The 19,769-nt window shown below is 63.4% G+C and carries 18 protein-coding genes; 10 read left to right on the forward strand and 8 right to left on the reverse strand.

Annotation, left to right across the window (positions count from 1 at the left end; genetic code table 11):
* Nucleotides 1-66 precede the first annotated feature (66 nt).
* Nucleotides 67-774 (forward strand): CerR family C-terminal domain-containing protein, encoded by a 708-nt coding sequence (locus ACL9RJ_RS03895; RefSeq protein ID WP_017127449.1) that lies wholly within the window; start codon nt 67-69, stop codon nt 772-774.
* A gap of 38 nt (nt 775-812) precedes the next feature.
* Here ACL9RJ_RS03895 and ACL9RJ_RS03900 read toward each other — a convergent pair whose 3' ends face one another.
* Entirely contained in the window at nt 813-1,169 is a 357-nt protein-coding gene (locus ACL9RJ_RS03900; RefSeq protein WP_017127450.1) for a DUF1937 family protein, read from the reverse strand.
* 327 nt (nt 1,170-1,496) lie between these two features.
* On the opposite strand from ACL9RJ_RS03900, the gene ACL9RJ_RS03905 reads away from it, so the two are divergent.
* A complete protein-coding gene (locus tag ACL9RJ_RS03905) occupies nt 1,497-2,279 on the forward strand; it encodes a DeoR/GlpR family DNA-binding transcription regulator (RefSeq protein ID WP_017127451.1) in 783 nt (260 codons plus the stop codon).
* A 179-nt stretch (nt 2,280-2,458) separates the two neighbouring features.
* Here the strand turns inward: ACL9RJ_RS03905 and ACL9RJ_RS03910 are convergent, their stop codons facing one another.
* The 4 genes from ACL9RJ_RS03910 to ACL9RJ_RS03925 form a co-directional block, all read right to left on the reverse strand.
* Complete coding sequence (locus tag ACL9RJ_RS03910) at nt 2,459-3,934, reverse strand: amino acid permease (protein ID WP_042935913.1); 1,476 nt, start codon at nt 3,932-3,934, stop codon at nt 2,459-2,461.
* Between the two features lie 250 nt (nt 3,935-4,184).
* Nucleotides 4,185-5,600: a glycerol kinase gene (locus ACL9RJ_RS03915; protein WP_085983791.1), complete on the reverse strand. Its 1,416-nt coding sequence runs from the start codon at nt 5,598-5,600 to the stop codon at nt 4,185-4,187.
* 25 nt (nt 5,601-5,625) lie between these two features.
* The gene (locus ACL9RJ_RS03920) at nt 5,626-6,864 is read right to left on the reverse strand and encodes an NAD(P)/FAD-dependent oxidoreductase (protein WP_017127454.1); all 1,239 of its coding nucleotides are present in this window, start codon (nt 6,862-6,864) and stop codon (nt 5,626-5,628) included.
* Entirely contained in the window at nt 6,854-8,263 is a 1,410-nt protein-coding gene (locus ACL9RJ_RS03925; protein WP_017127455.1) for an NAD(P)/FAD-dependent oxidoreductase, read from the reverse strand. The genes ACL9RJ_RS03920 and ACL9RJ_RS03925 overlap by 11 nt, the downstream gene beginning before the upstream one ends.
* Before the next feature lie 619 nt (nt 8,264-8,882).
* On the opposite strand from ACL9RJ_RS03925, the gene ACL9RJ_RS03930 reads away from it, so the two are divergent.
* From ACL9RJ_RS03930 to ACL9RJ_RS03945, 4 genes are all read left to right on the forward strand, one after another.
* The gene (locus ACL9RJ_RS03930) at nt 8,883-9,785 is read left to right on the forward strand and encodes an arginase family protein (RefSeq protein ID WP_017127456.1); all 903 of its coding nucleotides are present in this window, start codon (nt 8,883-8,885) and stop codon (nt 9,783-9,785) included.
* A 57-nt stretch (nt 9,786-9,842) separates the two neighbouring features.
* Entirely contained in the window at nt 9,843-10,664 is an 822-nt protein-coding gene (locus ACL9RJ_RS03935; protein WP_422764904.1) for an AraC family ligand binding domain-containing protein, read from the forward strand.
* 135 nt (nt 10,665-10,799) lie between these two features.
* The gene (locus ACL9RJ_RS03940; RefSeq protein WP_422764905.1) at nt 10,800-11,975 is read left to right on the forward strand and encodes a cystathionine beta-lyase; all 1,176 of its coding nucleotides are present in this window, start codon (nt 10,800-10,802) and stop codon (nt 11,973-11,975) included.
* A gap of 97 nt (nt 11,976-12,072) precedes the next feature.
* The gene (locus tag ACL9RJ_RS03945) at nt 12,073-13,101 is read left to right on the forward strand and encodes an amino acid ABC transporter substrate-binding protein (RefSeq protein ID WP_103032553.1); all 1,029 of its coding nucleotides are present in this window, start codon (nt 12,073-12,075) and stop codon (nt 13,099-13,101) included.
* Between the two features lie 32 nt (nt 13,102-13,133).
* On the opposite strand, the gene ACL9RJ_RS03950 is transcribed toward ACL9RJ_RS03945, so the two are convergent.
* On the reverse strand, nt 13,134-14,057 hold the full coding sequence (locus tag ACL9RJ_RS03950) for a hypothetical protein (protein ID WP_422764906.1): 924 nt from the start codon (nt 14,055-14,057) through the stop codon (nt 13,134-13,136).
* Between the two features lie 245 nt (nt 14,058-14,302).
* Here ACL9RJ_RS03950 and ACL9RJ_RS03955 point away from each other — a divergent pair, with 245 nt between their 5' ends.
* Complete coding sequence (locus ACL9RJ_RS03955; RefSeq protein ID WP_422764907.1) at nt 14,303-15,046, forward strand: SDR family oxidoreductase; 744 nt, start codon at nt 14,303-14,305, stop codon at nt 15,044-15,046.
* A 19-nt stretch (nt 15,047-15,065) separates the two neighbouring features.
* Here ACL9RJ_RS03955 and gcvA read toward each other — a convergent pair whose 3' ends face one another.
* Nucleotides 15,066-15,989 carry a transcriptional regulator GcvA gene (gene gcvA, locus ACL9RJ_RS03960; RefSeq protein ID WP_422764908.1) on the reverse strand — a complete coding sequence of 308 codons (924 nt, stop codon included), beginning with the start codon at nt 15,987-15,989 and terminating at the stop codon, nt 15,066-15,068.
* Nucleotides 15,990-16,144: 155 nt separating this feature from the next.
* Here gcvA and ACL9RJ_RS03965 point away from each other — a divergent pair, with 155 nt between their 5' ends.
* From ACL9RJ_RS03965 to ACL9RJ_RS03975, 3 genes are all read left to right on the forward strand, one after another.
* Nucleotides 16,145-16,918, forward strand: coding sequence for an SDR family NAD(P)-dependent oxidoreductase (locus tag ACL9RJ_RS03965; protein WP_177082161.1), 774 nt, complete (start codon nt 16,145-16,147; stop codon nt 16,916-16,918).
* Between the two features lie 42 nt (nt 16,919-16,960).
* Nucleotides 16,961-17,302 (forward strand): carboxymuconolactone decarboxylase family protein, encoded by a 342-nt coding sequence (locus ACL9RJ_RS03970; protein ID WP_177107734.1) that lies wholly within the window; start codon nt 16,961-16,963, stop codon nt 17,300-17,302.
* Between the two features lie 283 nt (nt 17,303-17,585).
* On the forward strand, nt 17,586-18,584 hold the full coding sequence (locus ACL9RJ_RS03975) for a bile acid:sodium symporter family protein (protein ID WP_017127464.1): 999 nt from the start codon (nt 17,586-17,588) through the stop codon (nt 18,582-18,584).
* Nucleotides 18,585-18,642: 58 nt separating this feature from the next.
* Here ACL9RJ_RS03975 and ACL9RJ_RS03980 read toward each other — a convergent pair whose 3' ends face one another.
* A complete protein-coding gene (locus ACL9RJ_RS03980) occupies nt 18,643-19,710 on the reverse strand; it encodes an NAD(P)-dependent alcohol dehydrogenase (protein WP_422764909.1) in 1,068 nt (355 codons plus the stop codon).
* Nucleotides 19,711-19,769 lie beyond the last annotated feature (59 nt).

Raw genomic sequence — 19,769 nt, forward strand, 5'->3', positions numbered from 1 at the left:
TGCGGCGATGGCGAATTTATGTCAAGTGATATAATTTGTCCGGGCATTCTTTTTTCAGGCTTACCCATGGCACGACATCGACCAGCAAAGGAAGGCGGCTACCAGCGCGGGGAAGACACCCGCCTGCGGATTATCGAGGCCGCCGTGGACCAGTTCGCCACCCACGGCTTCGAAAGCGCATCGACGCGCCAGATCGCAGCGGCCGCGGGGGTCAACGCGCCGGCGTTGCAATACTATTTCGACAACAAGGAAGGGGTTTACCTGGCGTGCGTCGAGCACATCCTCGCGCAGCTCTGGGCACAACTGACGGACGAGGTTTCGGCCGCCGAGGAAGCGCTGGAAGATCCCCACGCCGATGACCGCACCTTGATCGAGCGTTACCTGGATGTTCTCGGCGTCTTCCTGTCGTTCATTCTCGAGACCCCGGAATCCGCCGACTGGCGTCGCTTCATGGCCTGCGAGCAGGCCGGCATGGGCCCGCCGTCGGCCGCCACGCTGATGGAGCAAGGCCTCAACCAGCGCCTCTCGCACGTTACCCGCTCCATCGTCGCCCGCCTGACCGGGCGACCCGTCGATGACGAAATCACGATAATCCGGACGATGGCCTTCAACAGCCAGAGCATCGTCTTTCGTGTGAAGCGGGCGCCCATTCTGCGGGCCCTGGGTTGGGACACCATCGACCAGCAACGCATGGAAACCGTGCGCGAGGTGATGCTTTCACAGAATCGCCTGACGCTGCTGGCGCTGGTCCACGAGCGCGACGCGCTGGAGTGATCTTCACTTCACCCACCGTGGCCCATTGCTGGTGGTGTTCAAGCGAACTCGACAGACACCTCCGACCAGAGGCTGACCAGGCGCCCACGCTGCCTGAAGAACTCGATCTCGCGCTGAATCCCCGAACTGAGTTCCCAGCCCGGCAGGTCGAGGACGATCAATTCCCCCATCATCTCCATGAACAGCGCATCCACCGGAGCCCACAGCTTGCCGATCGCCTGGCTGTCCTTGCCGACAAACGCCAGGTTGATCGGATGGGACATGGACACCTGGCTGAATACCGCGTGCCCGGCTTCGATGATCTGGGCGGCGACCCGGTTGCACTGGATAAAACGTTCATGAACCACGGTGGCCTCGGCATGGCTGTACGGACAGGCCAGGAAAATCTTGCGCATGAAAAATCTCTCGTCTGATGGATGAATGGCTGAAGCAAGGTGTCGGTAGAACAGGCTTCAGCGACCGGATATCCATCACATCCCATGCCATTTCTTGGTTTTCATGTTGATTTGAAAGACACTCCCACTTAAATTGGTCACTTTCATCAACACACCCGTCGGCGCGAACCCGCAGGTCGGAGCCAGCGTCGCGTGGAGACGATTGTGCATTTCCCCGTTCCCGTGCCGCCGCTCGGCGCCCCTTGCCACAGGCCTTTCCGGAGGCTGGCCGGCAACGTGTGCAGCGGTAACGACCCGCGCCCATCCAGGTAGCAACCGGAGCCCGCCATGCGCCCCAACGAAAGACGACAACACATCCTCGAACTGCTGCGCCAGCGCGAACGGATTTCCGTGGATGAGCTGGCCAGGACGCTGCACACCTCCCAGGAAACCATTCGCCGTGACCTCACCGAACTGGCGGAAAATGGCCAGGTCACCAAGTTCCATGGCGGCGCTTCCCTGCCCCCCAGCGGTGAACACGAAAACGCCTTCCAGACCCGCATGAACGAGTTCTCCCAGGAGAAGCGCGCGGTAGCCCGCTACGCCGCCGGGCTCTATGCCCCGGGCGACAGCATCCTGATCGATACCGGCACCACCACGCTGTTCTTCGCCAGGGAGCTGGCCCGCCTGAACCGCATCACCGTGATCACCAACTCGTTGCTGATCGCCGAGGCCATGGGCGTCAGTGGCAATCGGGTATTCATGATCGGCGGCGAATTCCGTCCCGAATCCAACCAGAACAGCGGCTCCCTGGCGCTGGAACAGATCGCCCGCTTCAACGCCGAACATGCGGTAGTGACCATCGGCGCCCTGAGTGCCGACGGTGCCTTTGACTTTTCCATCGAGGAAGCCGAGATCGCCCGCGCCATGATTGCCCGGGCGCGCTACCTCACGGTGATTGCCGACTCGTCGAAACTGGGCCGTCGCGCCCTGTTCCAGGTGTTCCCGCTGGAGCGCATCGACCGGTTGATCATTGACCGCAAGCCGGTCGGCGAATTGGGCGAAGCCCTGGCCAGGGCCCAGGTGGAAGTTCACGAAGCACCGCTGTTGCAGCGCACGGAATGGATCTGAAAGTCTGCATCGATCCCTCTTGTCCCCTGTCCTGTATATGGGCACAAGAGGGATCGGGCAGCTTTATCGCGGTCAGCCGAATCCGTGGGTCTGACAATGCCAGTCCCGGAATGACAACTTCACGTATTGACGGTTTCAACTAACCTGGGGCGAGAAACAGCAAGTCCGACTGGTCTCGTTCAATGCAGGGGCGGCATCCGCTCCAACTGTCTGCGACGGGTCATCCATACAATCGCAAAGATCACCGCGCCCACCGCCATCGACGCCAGCACATACATCTGTGCCACGCGGAAGTCGCTCGGAATGATGAACACGCACAACTCCACAGCGAGCCAGACGCAGGCCCCGATCACCACCGGCCATTCCCACTTGCCCAGGGTGAAATCATCGGCGTGATGGACATGCTTGTGCCGTGTGGCGATATACAGGATCACTGTCCCGCTGTAGAGCAAGGCCGGGAACAGGGTGGCGGCGCCCAGCATCTCGGTCAGGGCATCGGGGCTGTTGTAGAAGCTCAGGACCACCAGCACGCTGACCAGCGTGACAAACACCGTCGCCCACGACGGCCCGCCCGTGGCGCGCGGCACCCGGCTCAACTGCTCGGAAAACGGCAGGCGGCCATCGCGGGCCATGGAGTGCACCAGACGGCTGTTGCTGGTCATGATCACCAGGCCGCAGGCGAAGATGGCCACGCAGACCACCACCAGGATCAGCTTGCTCATGGTCTCGCCAAGGGTGACACGGATCACGTCCGCCACCGGTGCCGAGCTCTTGGTCAGCTCGGCGACCTGGTCACCCAGGCCCATGCTGATCACGATCAGGAAGAAGGTGCCCATCACGCCACTGATCAGCACCGCGTTGGCCATGGCCCGCGGCACCACCTGCTTGGGATTGTGGGTCTCCTCGGCCATGTTCGCCGCCGCTTCCCAACCCACCAGGGTAAAGGCACCGAGCAGCCCGGAAAGCATGAACGGACCCAGCCAGCCGTAATAGTGGTCGCTATGGACGATACCGGTGGAGAACAGATTCGACAGGTTGCCCTTGCCGAAAAAGCTCACCGCCACGCCGATGCCGACGATCAGGCCGATCACCGCGATCACCTCGGCGGCCACCGCCATGTTGTTGATCCTGGTCAGCAGCGGTGTCGACCAGATGATCAGCGCGCCCTGGATCAGGAACACCACCGCCGCCGTCAAGGCTCCGGCCTGTGGCGTGTAATCGAGCCCCAGCAAGGGGAACAGCGCCACCTGCGCCAGCCCATAGTCCACCGCCACGGCCACCATCATGGTGAACGCAAAACTGGCCCAACCGAACCACCAGCCCACCACCGGATTGACCAGGCGACTGGCCCACTGGTAACTGAACCCCGACAACGGGATCTTGCTCGCCAGCAGGCCGAATACCAGCGCCACCAGCAAGGTGCCCAGGGTCACGATGGGCCAGGTCCAGATGCCGATGGGCCCGCTGGAAACCAGGACCGAGCCATAGGTTGAAAACAACCCGGTGGTGATCGAGATAAACGAGAACGCCACGGCAAAGGATTCAAACTTGCCCAGCGAACGTTCGAACTGCGCCTGATAGCCGGCGCCTGATTCCAGTGAATGGGTCGCCCCAGCGGCCACAGCTTCCTGTGACCTTGATATAAAGTCAGACATTGGAGTGTCTCCTCAAAGTGTCTTATTGATGTACTCCGCCCTGTTCGACAGGCCGTTCGTATAACGCGGCAGTTGCTCGACAGGAGCTGAAACAGACGACGCACTTCGCATGCCATTATCTTTTTTGTTGTGGTTTTGCCTCTTTCAAAACAACGATGTGGTCACTTACTTGTGGGAGATCTCCATGAGTACGGGCAGCACTTTCCTGGGCAACCTGCCTGCGCAGGTCGCCAGGGGGCTTGTGGTTCACTCAGCGCCAGTTACGACAGCGACTGACCGCGTCGGCAAAGGTCTCGCGCCAGGCCAGCGCGGTGTCGACGCCAACCCTGGGGTGAAACTCGGTACAGGTGTTGCGCGGCGCAACCAGTTCGCGGCCGAGGCCACGGGCCGCCAATGCCGCGCAGCCGAACGCGGTCAGCTCATCGAAGCGCTGGGTAACGATGCACCGCTGCAGGGCATCGGCGAGGAACTGGGCAAAATAGGGGCTGCGGGCCAGGCCGCCGTCGATGGACAGGCGATCGGTGACATTGAGGAAGCCGTCCATCGCACTGATCACCTCGACACTGCGCAAGGCCACGCCTTCCAGCAGCGCCTGGCACATATCCTGGCGTGACGTCCCGGCGTTCATGCCGATCCATTGCGCCGCGGCACTGCGATCCCAATGCGGGCAGGCCAGGCCGGACAATGCCGGAACAAACGCCAGTTGCCGGGAAATCGCCGGCGGCCGGTCAAAGCCCGCCAGCTCGGAAAAGTCCTCGAACAGACCCAGGCGCCCTGCCCACTCGACCGCCGCGCTGGCGTCATAGACGCCACCGTCCATGGCATACACCGGCTTGCCGTCGATCTGCCAGGCAATGGTCGCCAGCAGGCCTTTTTCCGGCGCGCGAATGATCTGTTCACCGGTCACGGTCAGGGCGAACGCCCCGGTGCCGAAGGTGATTTTCGCGTCGCCCGATTGCCGGCAGCCGTGCCCGTACAACGAGGCCTGCTGGTCCACCACCGAAGCGGTCACCGGCGTGTTGCCGATCTCGCCGAACGAGCCGACCGTGTCGCGGATCGGCGGCAGGGTTTCCATCGGCACGCCGAACAAGGCACAGAGCTGCGGGTCCCATTGCCCGCTCGCCAGGTTCATCAACGAGGTGCGCGACGCGGTGGTGACATCCGTGGCGAAGACCCCGGTCAGACGGTCGAGAAAATAGGCGTCCGTGGTGCCCAGGCGCAAACGCCCGGCCGCCAGCGCCTGCTGGGCGGCCGGCAGGTGCGTGAGGATCCAGCCCAGCTTGCTCGCGGAAAAATACGGATCCAGCGGCAACCCGGCACGCTCCAGGGTCAACGCCTCGCCCCCCTCGCGGCGCAACTGCTCGATCTGCGCCGAGGTGCGGTTGTCCTGCCAGACGATCACCGGTGACAGCGGCTGTCCACTGAGGGCATCCCAGGCCAGGCAGCTTTCGCCCTGGTTCGCCAGGCCGATGGCGTCCACCGGACCGGTGGCCTCCAGGCAGCGTTCGATATTGGCCAGCAACTCCAGCGGGTCATGTTCGACCCAACCCGGTTGCGGATGATGTTGCTGGTGGCGCAGCGACAGGAGGATGTCGGCGGCACCATTCTGGTTGACCACCAGCACGCGGGTGCTGGTGGTTCCCTGGTCCAGGGCGGCAATTCGCATTGTCATGCTTTCCTCGGTAATGCGTTCAATCATGATCGACGACATCGACGTCCAGGTGCTGGACGCCCGTCGGCCACTTCAAGTGAGCAATCGGAATCAGTACCCGACGCTCGGGCAAACTGGTCAATGAACGGGCCCAGATTTCCTTGCCATCGGCCAGCACCCGCAAGCGCCCCTGCGCCGCCTGGCTGACCCGCAACTGCAAATACTTGAGCCCGCGGGTGGTGCCGGTCGCCAGGCGTTGCGGCACGCAGAGCTTGAGCGGGCCATGCACGACAATCGCCACCGAACCGCCGGGAGCCGGTAGCTCGCCCCGCAGATCCCTGGCCAGCAGTTCGGCAACCCGTCGGCCTTCTCGGTATGACCAGCCGGCGGTTTCAATCGGACGCAGCAGGTTGCCGGCGGCGAAATAGGCCGGGTCGGAACAGCGGGCAAACTGGTCGATCACCGGGCCGCCGCTGCTACGATCGAGCTTGAGATGACTCAGGCGCACCAGGCTCGCTTCCGGCACAAAGGCACCGGTCAGCAGGACACCGTCACAGGCAAAGGTCCGAACGCTGCCGTCGGCCAGTTCCACCCGCGCCGACTCCACGCGCCCGGTGCCCTGGATATCCAGCAGCCGCGCGCCGAAATGCATCGGTACAGCGCACAGCAGAGGGAACAACGACAGCGGCCAGCGTGCCGTCGCCCGGCTATTGGCCTCGATCATCGCCACTGGCCGGATCCCGGCGCGGCGACAACTGAGCACCGCCGACAGGCTGACCAGTTCGGTACCGATGATCAGCGGACGTTCGAACGGCTTGAGCTGCTCCAGGTAGAGGTAGGACTGTAGGGCGCCGGTGTTGATCACCCCCAACGGCCGGTCACCACCGAGCAGACGGGCCGAGCGCGGCGTCTCCCGGGCGCCGGTGGCCAGCAGCACGCGGCGGGCCTGGAGGCGCAGGGAACCCTGCGGGCTGACGATCTCCAGCAAACCACCGTGTCCCAACCGCGTCACCGTGTGCTTGAGACGGATCTCGACACCGGCCGCCAGTGCCTCGCGGATATTGCGCCGGGCGTAATCCGGTCCGGACAGGATCCGGCCGTACTCCTGCAGACCGAAGGGCGGATGCCCGCAGTGTCGCGGAATGCCCCCGGCCTCGGCTTCGCGCTCGATGATCACCACGCGCTGGACACCGCGGCGCTTCAAGGCCACCGCCGCCGCAAGCCCCGACGGCCCGCTGCCGATGATCGCGACATCGACCGTTTCAGTCTCACTGAACATGAATGCAACTCCCCGTGGACAGTGGCACGGCGAGTCGCCCCTCGCTCAATTGCGCCACCCGTGCCGAACAATAGAATCCCTGGCAACGCCCCATGCAGGCTCGTGTGCGGCGCTTCAACCCACCCAGGTCGCCAGGCGGCAGGAGGCTGTTCAGGGCCGTGGTGATTTCCCGGGCGGTGACCAGTTCGCAATGACAGACCATCTCGCCATAGCCGGGGCTCTGGTAGTCCCGCGGCAGGTGTTCCGCCAGGTTCGGCAGCCGCGGCCAAAGCACGGTCGCCGGTGGGCGATGGGAATGTGTGCTGCCATACAGTTCGAAGACATGCCGGGCTATACCCAGCGCGGCGGTCAGGCCGGTGGAACGGATCCCGCCGACAGTAATCCAGTTGCGTTCGGCCACCTGGCGAATGCGGTATTCCTTCTTGTCGCTGGCCGGGCGCAGGCCGGCATAAGTAGCGGTCACCGGCATGCCGGCCAGCGCCGGAATCCGCTCGACCGCCGCCGCGACCAGTTCCGCCAGCATCAGCCCGTCGAGGCCGGCATGGATGCGGTCGTCCTGCTCCTCGGCGGTCGGCCCCACCAGCAGGTTGCCGAAGACCGTGCGGGTCAGCACGATGCCCTTGGTCCGTTCGTTGGGGACCGGCAGGACGATGGTCTGCAGCAAGCGCGCGGCGGCCTTGTCGAAGACCACGAACTGGCCCTTGCGCGGATGGATGCTGAAATGACTCTCCCCCAGCAGGCGCTCTTCCAGGCAGTCGCCGAACAGGCCCGCGCAATTGATGACAGACGTTGCCCGCACAGGCCCGCGACTGGTCTGCAGTTGCCAGGCCAGGCCGTCGAAGTCGCCACCTTGGACCTCGGTCCCCAGAACCACCTTGGCGCCGTGCAACAGGGCCTGTTGCAGGTAACCCAAGGGGGCCGACCAGGGATCGATGAGGAACTCCCCCGGCACCTGCACGGCACCGAGCGCCTTGTGCGACAGCTCGGGCTCCAGTTGGCGGATCCGGGCCGGCTCCAGCAACGCCACATCATCGACGCCATTGTCCCGCGCCTGCCGGGCAATGCCGTCGAGTTTGCCCAGGTCATCCGCGGTCCAGGCCACGACCATGGCGCCGGTCCTGAGCACAGGCAGGTTTATCTGCTGGTGGATATCGAGGTACTCGCGGTAACCGGCCTGCATGCAGGCCAGTTCGAGGCTGTCGCGGGGGGCGTCGAACCCGGTGTGCAGGATCGCGCTGTTACCTTTGCTGGCCCCCGACAGAATATCGCTGGCCTTTTCCAGCAACAGTACCCGGGCCCCCTCCAGGGCGAATCGGCGAGCCATGGCACACCCCACCACGCCGCCACCGATCACCGCGACGTCGTAGGTATCTGCCTTGCTCGGGAATGCATCAATCATTGTCTTGACCTGTCTCGTAATGCGGCATCTTCAATGAGCAAAACAGGTGCAGTGACTATGCCACCCTCCGTTTTTTTGTGGTTTTGTGGAAAGCAGGCGGTTTTATTCGGGCATCCCTATGCCGCTGTAGAGGCCGGTTCCTCATGCATTGAAAAAATCGGGGGCGATAACAATCGGTCAAAACCACTTGTTTCGGCTATTTCTTCCTCTATAGGCAGGATGACCTGAACTCATCGAACGCCCTTTCTGTGGCTGTTTCGCTCGATGAAAGCTATTCGGGCAGTTCTTTTTATGGTCAATCATTTCAACAACCCAGTCACTTATCAGTCACCTGCTACGTTGTTACCCAAAAATGCACAGCGTTGTTACGAGCGCACCCATCCAGTGCGATTTCGTCTGCATACCCTCGAACGGCAAAGGTTTGTCGGTATCCAAGCTGCGGTTTCAGGACGGCGGCATCCACACACCTTCGAGCATGGCCTGTTCGGTTGATCGGTCATATCACAGCCAATCAATGACCGAATCAGGCAAAAGATAGCGGCAATTCAACGCCGTAAAAAAACACTGGCACAGTCCCTGCGATTTCCCCCTCCGCGAACAACAAACAGGAGGAACCACCATGCGCAACTTTGCAATCATCGAAGCCCCCTCGGTCCTGGGGCATATCTCGACCCACCTGGGCGTCGCCCATATGCCCGAGGCACTGCTCAATGCCGGTCTGGCCAAGCGCCTGAATGCCCGCCTCGCCGGCCGGGTCGAGTCGCCGCCGTGGCGGATCGAGCGTGATCCGCAAACCCAGATCATGAACCCCCATGCCATCAACGAGTATTCGATCACCCTGGCCGATGCGGTTGGCAAGGTGATGGACAATGGCGAGTTCCCGGTGGTGATCGGTGGCGACTGTTCGATCCTGCTCGGCACCATGCTCGCACTCAAGCGTCGCGGTCGTTATGGCGTGCTGTACCTGGACGGCCATGCCGACTTCTACGAAGCGGACAACAACCCGATCGCCGGTGCGGCCTCGGCCAGCGACCTGGGTTATGCCACCGGTCGCGGCCCGGCGGTGGTTGCCGATATCGAAGGCCAGCGGCCTTTGCTGCGCGACGAGGATGTCGTACTGTTCGGTTATCGTGACGGAGCGATCCAGGCGCGCAATCGCGGCCAGCAGTTGCCCAGGGACCTGATGGCGCTGAACCGCCAGGAAGTACGCATCCTCGGCACCGAGAACGCCGCCGAGGAAGCCGTGGCCCACCTGACCCGCGAAGACGGACCGGAAGGCTTCTGGATTCACGTCGACGTCGATGTGCTGGACCAGGGCATCATGTGGGCCGTGGACCATCCGCAGCCGGACGGTTTCTCCTGGGAGGACCTGGGCACCACCCTGCGCACGGCCATGAGTTCACCCAGGGCCATCGGCATCCAGTTCACCATCTACAACCCCGAGATGGACCCGGGTGGCTTGAGCGGTCGCGGGCTGGCCGCGACCATTGGCAAGGCCCTCGGCCAGTTCGCCAACCGCTGACGGCCTGTACGGCAGAGGCGGTGGCATGGGCCGGGTTGCAGATCACAGGACAACACCATGACCACCGCCGACCGCAGCAATACCGTGCACTACTGGCGCTCGCCGATCCTGCCGGGCGCCGACATGCTCACGGCCCAGTACCATGACCAGCGCTTCGCCCCCCATTGGCACGATGCCTATACCCTGTCGGTGATCGAAGACGGTGCCCAGCGCTATGACTATCGCGGCAGTCGATGCGTGGCCGAGGCCGGCGCCGTGCCGGTACTCAATCCTGGCGAGGTGCACACCGGTTCCGCTGCCACCGAATCCGGCTGGCGTTATCGGGTGTTCTACCTGCCCGTCCCCTTCGTGCAATCGGTCATGGACGCCGTGGCCGGGTGTACGACGCCTCTCCCCTGGTTTCGCGAAGACATCATTCGCGATCCCGACCTCACCCTGCTGATGGGCGCGGCACACCGCGCCCTGCAGGCCAACGTCGATCCGCTGCAGGCCGAGCACCAGTTGCTCCAGGCGATCTCCACCCTGCTGCTGCGCCATGCCGGACAACGCCCGGCGCTACCGCACCTGCCGCGCGACGGGCAGCGCGTGGCCGCCATGCAGCAGCGTCTGCTGCAAGACCTGACCGAATCGGTGTCCTTGAGCGAGCTGGCCCGGGAAGTCGGCTTGTCGACCTTCCATGCCGCCCGCCTGTTCACCCGGGCAACCGGTCTGGCCCCCCATGCCTGGCGCAATCAGATCCGCCTCAACCGGGCGCTGGAAGGCTTGCGCAAGGGCATCGCCGCCACCGACGTGGCGACCGACAGCGGCTTTGCCGACCTGAGCCATTTCACCCGGCATTTCAAGAAAGCCTTTGGTGTGCCGCCCGGGCGCTGGCGCTGAAGTATTTTTTTCATAATCGCAAGAACGTTCAATCCCACGGCTCGCCCGCTCCCTAGCATTTCGTCAAGACAGGCCATCACGCACAGCCTTCGTGCATGACCTCGATCCCTCACACGAAAGCTTGGAGAACGCGGCGTGAACAGCCCCCGAACAGCCCATTGGCAAACCACCTTGCTGGACCCGGCCCCCCAGGCCCCGAGCGGCTTCAAGTCCCTGAGCACACCGACGTACCGCGGCTCGACCACGCTCTTTGACCGCGCCCGCGATGTCCGCGACGACTGGTGCCCCGAGCGCGTGCCCTATGCCTACGGCTTGCACGGCACCCCGACCACACTGGAACTGGCCAGACGCATTGCCGCACTCGAAGGTGCCAACCACTGCTTCATCACGCCTGGCGGCCAGGCCGCGCTGGCCCTGATCTACTTCGCCTTCTGCAAGAGCGGCGATCATGTCCTGGTGCCGGAAAGCGCCTATGGCCCGAACAACGACCTGGCCCGCGACCTGCTCGCCCGCCTCGGCATCGAAGTACAGCCCTACGATCCGCTGATCGGCGCCGATATCGCCGGCCTGCTGCGCGCCAATACCGCCCTGGTGTGGTGCGAAAGCCCGGGCTCGGCAACCATGGAAGTCCAGGACATCCCGGCCATCGTCGCCGCGGCCCGGCAAGTGGGGGCCGTGGTCGCGCTGGACAACACCTACTCGGCCGGGGTGCTGTTCGACGCATTCGGGCACGGCGTGGATGTCTCCACCCAGGCCCTGACCAAATACATCGGCGGTCACAGCGACCTGTTGCTGGGCTCCGTCAGCACTTGCAGCCCCGAGCACTACCAGGCCCTCGGCGATGCCCGTTCGCTGCTCGGCCTCGCCGCCTCCCCCGACGACTGCAGCCTGGCCCTGCGTGGCCTGCAGACCCTGGCCGTGCGCCTGACCCATCTGGAGCAGGCCACCCTCGCCGTCGCCCGTTGGCTGGGCACCCGCCCGGAAGTCGAGCGGGTCCTGCACCCGGCCCTTCCCGACTGCCCGGGACATGAACTCTGGAAACGCGACTTCAGCGGCTCCAGCAGCGTGTTCTCGGTGGTCTTCAGCGAAGCCTTCAGCGGTGAACGCCTGCTGGATTTCATCGACCAATTGCGCCTGTTCCACATCGGCTACAGCTGGGGCGGCGTGACCAGCCTGGTGGCACCGCACTTCAACCTGCGACGCGAACACCGCACCTACGGCGAACGACTCGTCCGTTTCAACATCGGCCTGGAAGCCATTGACGACCTGATCGCAGACCTGGAACAGGCATTCGCGACGCTGCACCTCTGATAGCTGCCATTTGACCCGACCCCAAGGCGCTTTCCGGCCCGCATTCGCTGGCCGGGCCTATGGCGCCCGTACAAGAAAAACACCTCAGGAGGTTTGAATGAACACGTTGAAATCCACCCTCGGCGCCCTGGTCGCCGCCTCGATACTCGGCACCTGCGGACTGGCCCAGGCGGGGGCGACCCTCGATGCGATCCAGAAGAAAGGTTTCCTGCAATGCGGCGTCTCCGACGGCATTCCCGGATTCTCGGTGCCCGACAAGAACGGCAAGCAGACCGGCCTCGATGTCGACTTCTGCCATGCCCTCGCCGCCGCCGTGTTCGGCGACGCGGCGAAAGTGAAGTTCACCCAGCTCAACGGCAAGGAACGCCTGGCCGCCCTGCAATCGGGCGAGATCGACGTGCTGTCGCGCAGCACCACCTGGACCAGTTCCCGTGACAGCGCCATGGGCCTGGTGTTTACCGGCGTGTCCTATTACGACGGCGCGGGCTTCATGGTGAACAAGAAGCTCGGCGTCACCAGCGCCAGCCAGCTCGACGGTGCGGCCCTGTGCATCCAGGCCGGGACCACCACCGAGCTGAACGCCTCGGACTTCTTTCGCAGCCATGGCCTGAAATACACCCCGATCACCTTCGACACCTCCGACGAAACCGCCAAGGCCCTGGAGGCCGGGCGCTGCGATGTGATCACCGCCGACAAATCCCAGCTCAACGCCCAGCGCAGCCAACTGACCACGCCGGCCGACTACGTGATCCTGCCGGAAACCATCTCCAAGGAGCCCCTCGGCCCGTCGGTGCGCAAGGGCGATGAAGACTGGTTCAGCATCGTGCGCTGGACCCTGTTCGCGATGCTCAATGCCGAGGAAGCCGGTGTCACCTCGAAGAATGTCGAACAGGAAGCCAGGTCCACTAAAAATCCGGATGTGGCCCGCCTGCTCGGTGCCGATGGCGAGTACGGCAAGGACCTCAAGCTGCGCAAGGACTGGGTGGTACAGATCGTCAAGCAGGTGGGCAACTACGGCGAGGTCTTCGAACGCAATTTCGGCAAGGCTACGCCGCTGGCCATCGACCGCGGCTTGAATGCCCTGTGGAACAACGGCGGCATCCAATACGCCCCGCCAGTGCGCTGATCGAAGCAGCGCCTGGCGAGCCGGGAAACCGCTTATGTCTCTTCGTGTCGAGGGGCCTGGAGCTGGTTTTCCGGAGAGTGGTGGGTCAGGAGACCGCTCTTGGAAAGCACTTTGATGTTCATGAGTTTCGTCGGACTCCGTTCATCGAGAAAATGATCCAGGTCCTGCAGGCGAGCGATATATACCGGCTTGATTGCATCAGGGATGAAAGCAAAGCCACCCTTGGCATAGTCGCGAAGTATTTCTATTCCGACATCCTTGTGGAGTTGCTCGACACCGTCCTTCGGGAAAACAAGGCCGAAGTCCACAGGAACGATGTCTCCCTTCTCGGTCTTGATAAAGTTCGAAGGGTGGGCATCACCCATCATGAGGCCCCTGTCGTACAGGCTTTTCACCCCTTGGCGCGTTTCCGATGAGTCGGGCAGTGTTCCTTGCACAAATGGCATTCTTATACAGTTGCCAACACGCGTGGCTGCCGCGGACTCATTCGCTGTCTGCCAGTACCTGTTGCACATATCGACTTCATGCCGCGCCGCCTGCGGGTCGAACGGTGTTACCTCCTTGATGACCCTGTCGCCGCTGCGGTAGACCCGTCCCCTTGATCCCTGCCCTATCAATTGAAGCTGGCTATTGTCATGCCCATCCAGGGGCGCTGATGCCGGGAGCTGCTGCTCCAAGGCCTGTTGCTGGCCGTGCAGGGGCATCTGGTTCTGAGCGATCCTGAGCTCGCCGAGGCGGCTGGGCCGAGCCTGGATACCAGTAGCGCCGACAGGACTTGAGTCGGCTTGCTTGCCAGGAACAAGCTCTGTCTTGTGCAGCGTGCAAGTCCGTGGATCATTTTTCACCCTTGAGACATTGGCGATCCCCTTTCGCGGGTCATGGTGCTTCTCCTGTTTTTCCGCGGTGCGTTGCAGAGAGGTGGCATAGCCGATTGTTTTCTTGAGGGCGCTGAACATGCAGTACTCACAATTGAAAGAGGTTGTATCGGCGCCATGAAAATACAAAGTCCGATATCCCTCTTGCAGAAAGCGCCAATGGCCTGGCCCGTTTCCCGCACAGGCAAGTGACTTTTCGTGAACGTGGTCCAGCCCGTCACGGGCAATATTTTCTTTGGGGAAAGAAAGGAATATCTGCCTCGCCAGCCGCCCGCGTCGGCGTCACCCTTTGTGCCGCAAGCCCACTTATTGCAGAGGTTATCGGCATGCTCAACGGTAAAACCGCATTGATCACCGGCGGCTCGTCAGGCATCGGCCTGGCGACCGCACGCCTGATGCTCGCCCATGGCGCCCGCGTCGCCATCACCGGCCAGGACCCCGAACGCTTGCAGGCAGCGCTCGGGTCGCTGGGCCCAGGCACCCTGGCGATCCGCGCCGATGTTCGGCGCAAGGCCGACATGCAGTCGGTGGGTACACAGATCGAGCAGGCGTTCGGCAGCCTCGACATCCTGTTCGCCAATGCCGGCGTTGCCTATGGCACACCGCTGGCGAGCACCGACGAGGCAATGATCGACCAGTTGCTGGCGGTCAATGTGAAGGGGGTCTATTTCACCGTGCAGTCCCTGGTACCGCTGATGCCCAAGGGCAGCTCGATCATTCTCAACACCTCCTGGCTCAACCAGATCGGCGCCCCCGGACGCTCGCTGCTGTCAGCTTCCAAGGCCGCGGTCCGCTCTTTTGCCCGCACCCTGTCCGCCGAACTGCTGGACCGGCAGATCCGCGTCAATGCCGTCAGCCCCGGTTCCATAGCGACCCCGCTGCATCGCCAGGCCGGGCAGACGGAACAGGAATTCGAGGCCTATGCGACAAAGGTCGGCGGCCAGGTGCCCGTCGGCCGCATGGGGCTGCCGGAGGAAATCGCCGAGGCGGTCTGTTTCCTCGCCAGCGACCGTTCGCGCTACATGCTCGGTGCCGAGATCGTCGTCGACGGCGGCCGGGCGGAGTTGTAGTCCATGGGGCAAGCCAGGCTCAAGCGTCGATACCTGGGGATACCTGCCCGAGTAGCCAGTCGCGAAACGCCTGGATCTTCGCCAACCCCTCCACTTCCGGGCGATAGACGATGTAATAGGCGAACGCCAGCGGATGGCTGGCCTCGCCAAAGGGACGGATCAACCGCCCCGCCGCCAGGTCCTCGCGCAACATCACGCTGCGCCCCAGGGCCAGTCCCTGTCCATCGATGGCGGCCTGCAGGACCGCCGCCGAATTGTTGATGCGCAGCCCGTGCTCGGCATTGATATCGCCGTATCCCGACGCATCGAGCCAGGTGCGCCATGTCGGATAGGCCGGGTCGCCGGCCATCGACAGGTCGTGGATCAGCGTCGCCTCGGCCAGGCGTCGCGACGGTAACAGTCCGGCTTCCAGCAACGGATAGCCGGGCGCGCACACCGGGTACATCTCTTCGTCCATCAGTTTGATCGCGGTCAGCCCGGGCCAGCGCCCGGCGCCATAACGAACGCCGATATCCATGCCTTCGGCGATGAAGTCCACGGGGCGCAGGTTCGTGTCCAGCAGCACATCGGTCTGCGGGTAGGCCAGCTGGAAACCCTCGATACGCGGCAACAGCCACTTGGCGGCAAACGCCGGGCTCACCGTCACCGTAAGGCAGGCGCTGAGGGAGCCCTCTTTCAAACGCGCCAGGCCGACGCCCAGGCGCTCGAAGCCCTCGCGAATATCCGGCAACGCCTTGCGCGCGACATCGGTCAGCACCAGGCGTGCCGAACCGCTCGAGGCGCGATTGAACAGCGCCACGCCCAGCCAGGACTCCAGGGTTCGTACCTGCTGTCCCACCGCGGCGGAGGTGACATGCAGTTCGGCGGCGGCCGCCGAAAAGCTCTGGTGCCGGGCCGCCGCTTCAAAGGCCCGGAGTGCGTTGAGGTAGGCAGGAGCGCTCATAGGCTAAAGATTTTCTTTAATGACTGAAAAAAACTTCTGGTTTGTGAGTGCTGTCGGCAGAGCGAAGAATAGCCACCAGGCCAAGGCACCTCAGCAACCAGGTGCAAGAGTAGAACGGTCAAGGCTATTCCACCAACCCAGCACGGGGCAACAACATGAAAAGATTTTCTTCCAAAGTAGCCATTATCACCGGCGGCGGTTCAGGCATCGGGAAAGAAGTCGCCCGACGCCTGGTGGCCGAAGGCGCCAGCGTGGTGATCGGCGGCCGTGACGCGGCGAAACTGGAACAGGCCGCGGCACAGATCGATCCTACCGGCAAACAAGTACGCTTCCTCGCCGGCGATATCGCCAGGCCCGCCACCGCCAGGGACCTGGTCGAGCTGGCGAGCGCCGAGTTCGGCGGCGTCGATATCCTGATCAACAACGCCGGCGTGTTCAATCCCAAGCCCTTCCTGGAACTGGACGAGCAGGAATACGACGGTTTCGTCGACATCATCCTCAAGGGCAAATTCTTCATGGCCCAGGCCGCGGCCAAGGCGATGCAGCAGCGTGGCGGTGGCGCCATCGTGCAGACCGGTTCGCTGTGGGCCCTGCAAGCCATCGGCGCAACCCCCTCGGCCGCCTATTCGGCAGCCAATGCGGGTGTCCATGCCCTGACCCGCAACCTGGCCATCGAGCTGGCGTCGTCGAACATCCGTATCAACACCGTGGCCCCTGCCGTGGTAGAGACGCCGGTGTACAACACCTTCATGGACAACGAGCAGGTCAAGGCCGTGCTCCCGACCTTCAACGCCTTCCACCCGCTGGGCCGCAACGGCCAACCAGGGGATGTCGCCGAGGCGATCCTGTTCATGGCCTCCGAGCAGGCGTCGTGGATTACCGGCACCGTACTGCCAGTCGATGGCGGCGTCACTGCCGGCCGTATCTGAGCCAGGCACCTGAGCCAACGACCAGAACAACGGGAGAACACCATGCTCGACTGGAATGAATACCGCGAAACCCTGCTGGGCCGCGTGGGCGACCTGGCGAAACTGTCCCCCGATACCGTGCGCGGCCTGCAGGTGCTGGATGGCGCCGGCGCGAAGACCGGTCACCTGGACGCCAAGACCCACGAACTGATCGCCCTGGCCGTGGCCGTGACCACCCGCTGCGACGGCTGCATCGCCGTGCATACCAGGGCGGCGGTCAAGCACGGCGCTTCCCGCGAGGAGATCGCCGAAGCCCTGGGCGTAGCCATCGCGCTCAATGCCGGCGCGGCGGTGACCTACTCCGCCCGGGTGCTCGACGCCTACGCGGCCCTGGAAAACGGCTGACGGCAGCCTGCCGACACCCGCCCGTATCGCCCCGGCATCATGGGGTCATGCGGGCTTTCTGGTTCTTGACCCGGAGCATCGCAATGAACAGCGGCAAGGTGGCGATTATCGGCGGTGGCCTGGGCGGCCTGTATACGGCTTATCGATTAGCGCGAATGAAGGGGACGACTCGGCATTGCGCCATGTCCTTTAGGCGATACTCATGGACTTATTGGCGTTAGTCGGCAATCGTCAGACAGGTTAAAGTCCGTGTCATGTTTCTTGCTCCCGGACAACCCAGCCGATGACCCGCCCTCGTTTCCTCCCCGACAACTTCACCCTGACCCTGGTCAGCGTGGTGATTCTCGCCAGCCTCCTGCCCGCCAGCGGCCAGGTCGCCGTCGGTTTCGGCTGGCTGACCAATATCGCCATCGCCCTGCTGTTCTTCCTGCACGGTGCCAAGCTGTCGCGCGAATCGATCATCGCCGGTGCCGGCCACTGGCGCCTGCACCTGCTGGTGTTCGGCCTGACCTTTGTCCTGTTCCCGCTGCTGGGCCTGGCGCTCAAGCCGCTGCTGTCGCCGCTGATCGGCGACAAGCTGTACATGGGCATGCTCTACCTCTGCGCCCTGCCGGCCACGGTGCAGTCGGCAATCGCCTTTACCTCCCTGGCCCGGGGCAACGTACCGGCGGCGATCTGCAGCGCGGCGGCGTCGAGCCTGTTCGGCATCTTCCTCACGCCGTTGCTGGTGACCCTGCTGCTGAATGTCCATGGCGACGGCGGCTCGACCCTCGATGCGATCCTGAAGATCAGCGTGCAACTGCTGCTGCCGTTCATTGCCGGACAGATCGCCCGGCGCTGGATCGGCGCCTGGGTGGGACGCAACAAGAGCTGGCTGAAATTCGTTGACCAGGGTTCGATCCTGCTGGTGGTCTACAGCGCCTTCAGCGAGGCGGTGAACGAAGGCATCTGGCATCAGATCCCGCTCTGGGACCTGGGCGGTCTGGTGGTGGTCTGCGGTGTGATACTGGCCCTGGTGCTGCTGGCGTCCACCGTGCTGGGCAAGGCCTTCGGCTTCGACCAGGAAGACCGTATCACCATCCTCTTCTGCGGTTCGAAGAAAAGCCTGGCCACCGGCGTGCCGATGGCCCAGGTGCTGTTCGCCGGCAGCACCATCGGCGTGCTGATCCTGCCACTGATGCTGTTCCACCAGATCCAACTGATGGTCTGTGCGGTGCTGGCGCAGCGCTATGCCAAGCGTCCGGAGTCGGTCAGCGAACTGATGGGCCAGGTCGATCCCTGACGCCTGGCAACCGCCATAAAGCCCGACCGAATGGCCGGGCCCGGGTGGAACGGCGCGATCAGGCCGCCCCGGCCTCTTGCCTGAGGCTGTTCATGTCGATCACGAAGCGGTATTTCACATCGCCCTTGAGCATGCGCTCGTAGGCCTGGTTGATGTCCTGGATAGCGATCATCTCGATATCCGAGACAATCCCGTGGCGGGCACAGAAGTCCAGCATGTCCTGGGTTTCACGGACCCCGCCGATCAGCGAGCCGGCCAGGCTGCGGCGCTTGAAGATCAGGTTGAAGACCGTCGGTGACGGATGCGGGCTGTCCGGGGCGCCGACCAGGGTCATGGTGCCGTCACGCTTGAGCAGCGCGAGAAAGGCGTCCAGGTTGTGCGGCGCGGCCACGGTATTGAGGATGAAGTCCAGGGAATTGGCGACCTTGGCCATCTCGTCCGGGTTCTTCGATACCACCACTTCATCGGCGCCCAGGCGCAGGCCGTCTTCGCGCTTGTTCGGCGATGTGGTGAACAGCACCACGTAGGCGCCCATGGCGTGGGCGATCTTCACCGTCATATGTCCCAGGCCGCCCAGCCCTACCACCCCGACCCTCTTGCCGGGCCCGACTTTCCAGTGGTGCAGCGGCGAATAGGTGGTGATACCGGCACACAGCAGCGGTGCGACAGCGGCCAGACTGGCATCGCCATGGGAGATGCGCAGGACGAACTTCTCCTTCACCACGATGTTGTCCGAGTAGCCACCAAAGGTGTTTTCCCCACCGAACACCGGGCCGTTGTAGGTGCCGGTAAAGCCGTTCTCGCAGTATTGCTCCTCGCCTTCCGCGCAGGACGCACAGTGCTGGCAACTGTCGACCATGCAGCCGACACCCGCCAGGTCGCCGACCTTGAACCCGCGCACGTTGGCGCCCACGGCCGTTACGCGGCCGACGATTTCATGCCCCGGCACCGAGGGGTACAGGGTGTTGTTCCACTCGTTGCGCACCGTGTGCAGGTCGGAATGGCAAACGCCGCAATAGAGGATATCGATCTGTACGTCATCCGCGCCCGGCGCGCGACGTTCGAAGGTGAATGGCTTGAGCGAATCCTTCGGGTCCTGAGCGGCGTAGCTGTAAGTCTTGACCATCGCGATCACCTCTTGATTCAGACGTTGAACAGGAGTTGACCAGCATAGACGCTGGACCG

Source organism: Pseudomonas sp. Mn2068, from assembly GCF_049319725.1.
Taxonomy (GTDB): domain Bacteria; phylum Pseudomonadota; class Gammaproteobacteria; order Pseudomonadales; family Pseudomonadaceae; genus Aquipseudomonas; species Aquipseudomonas gingeri.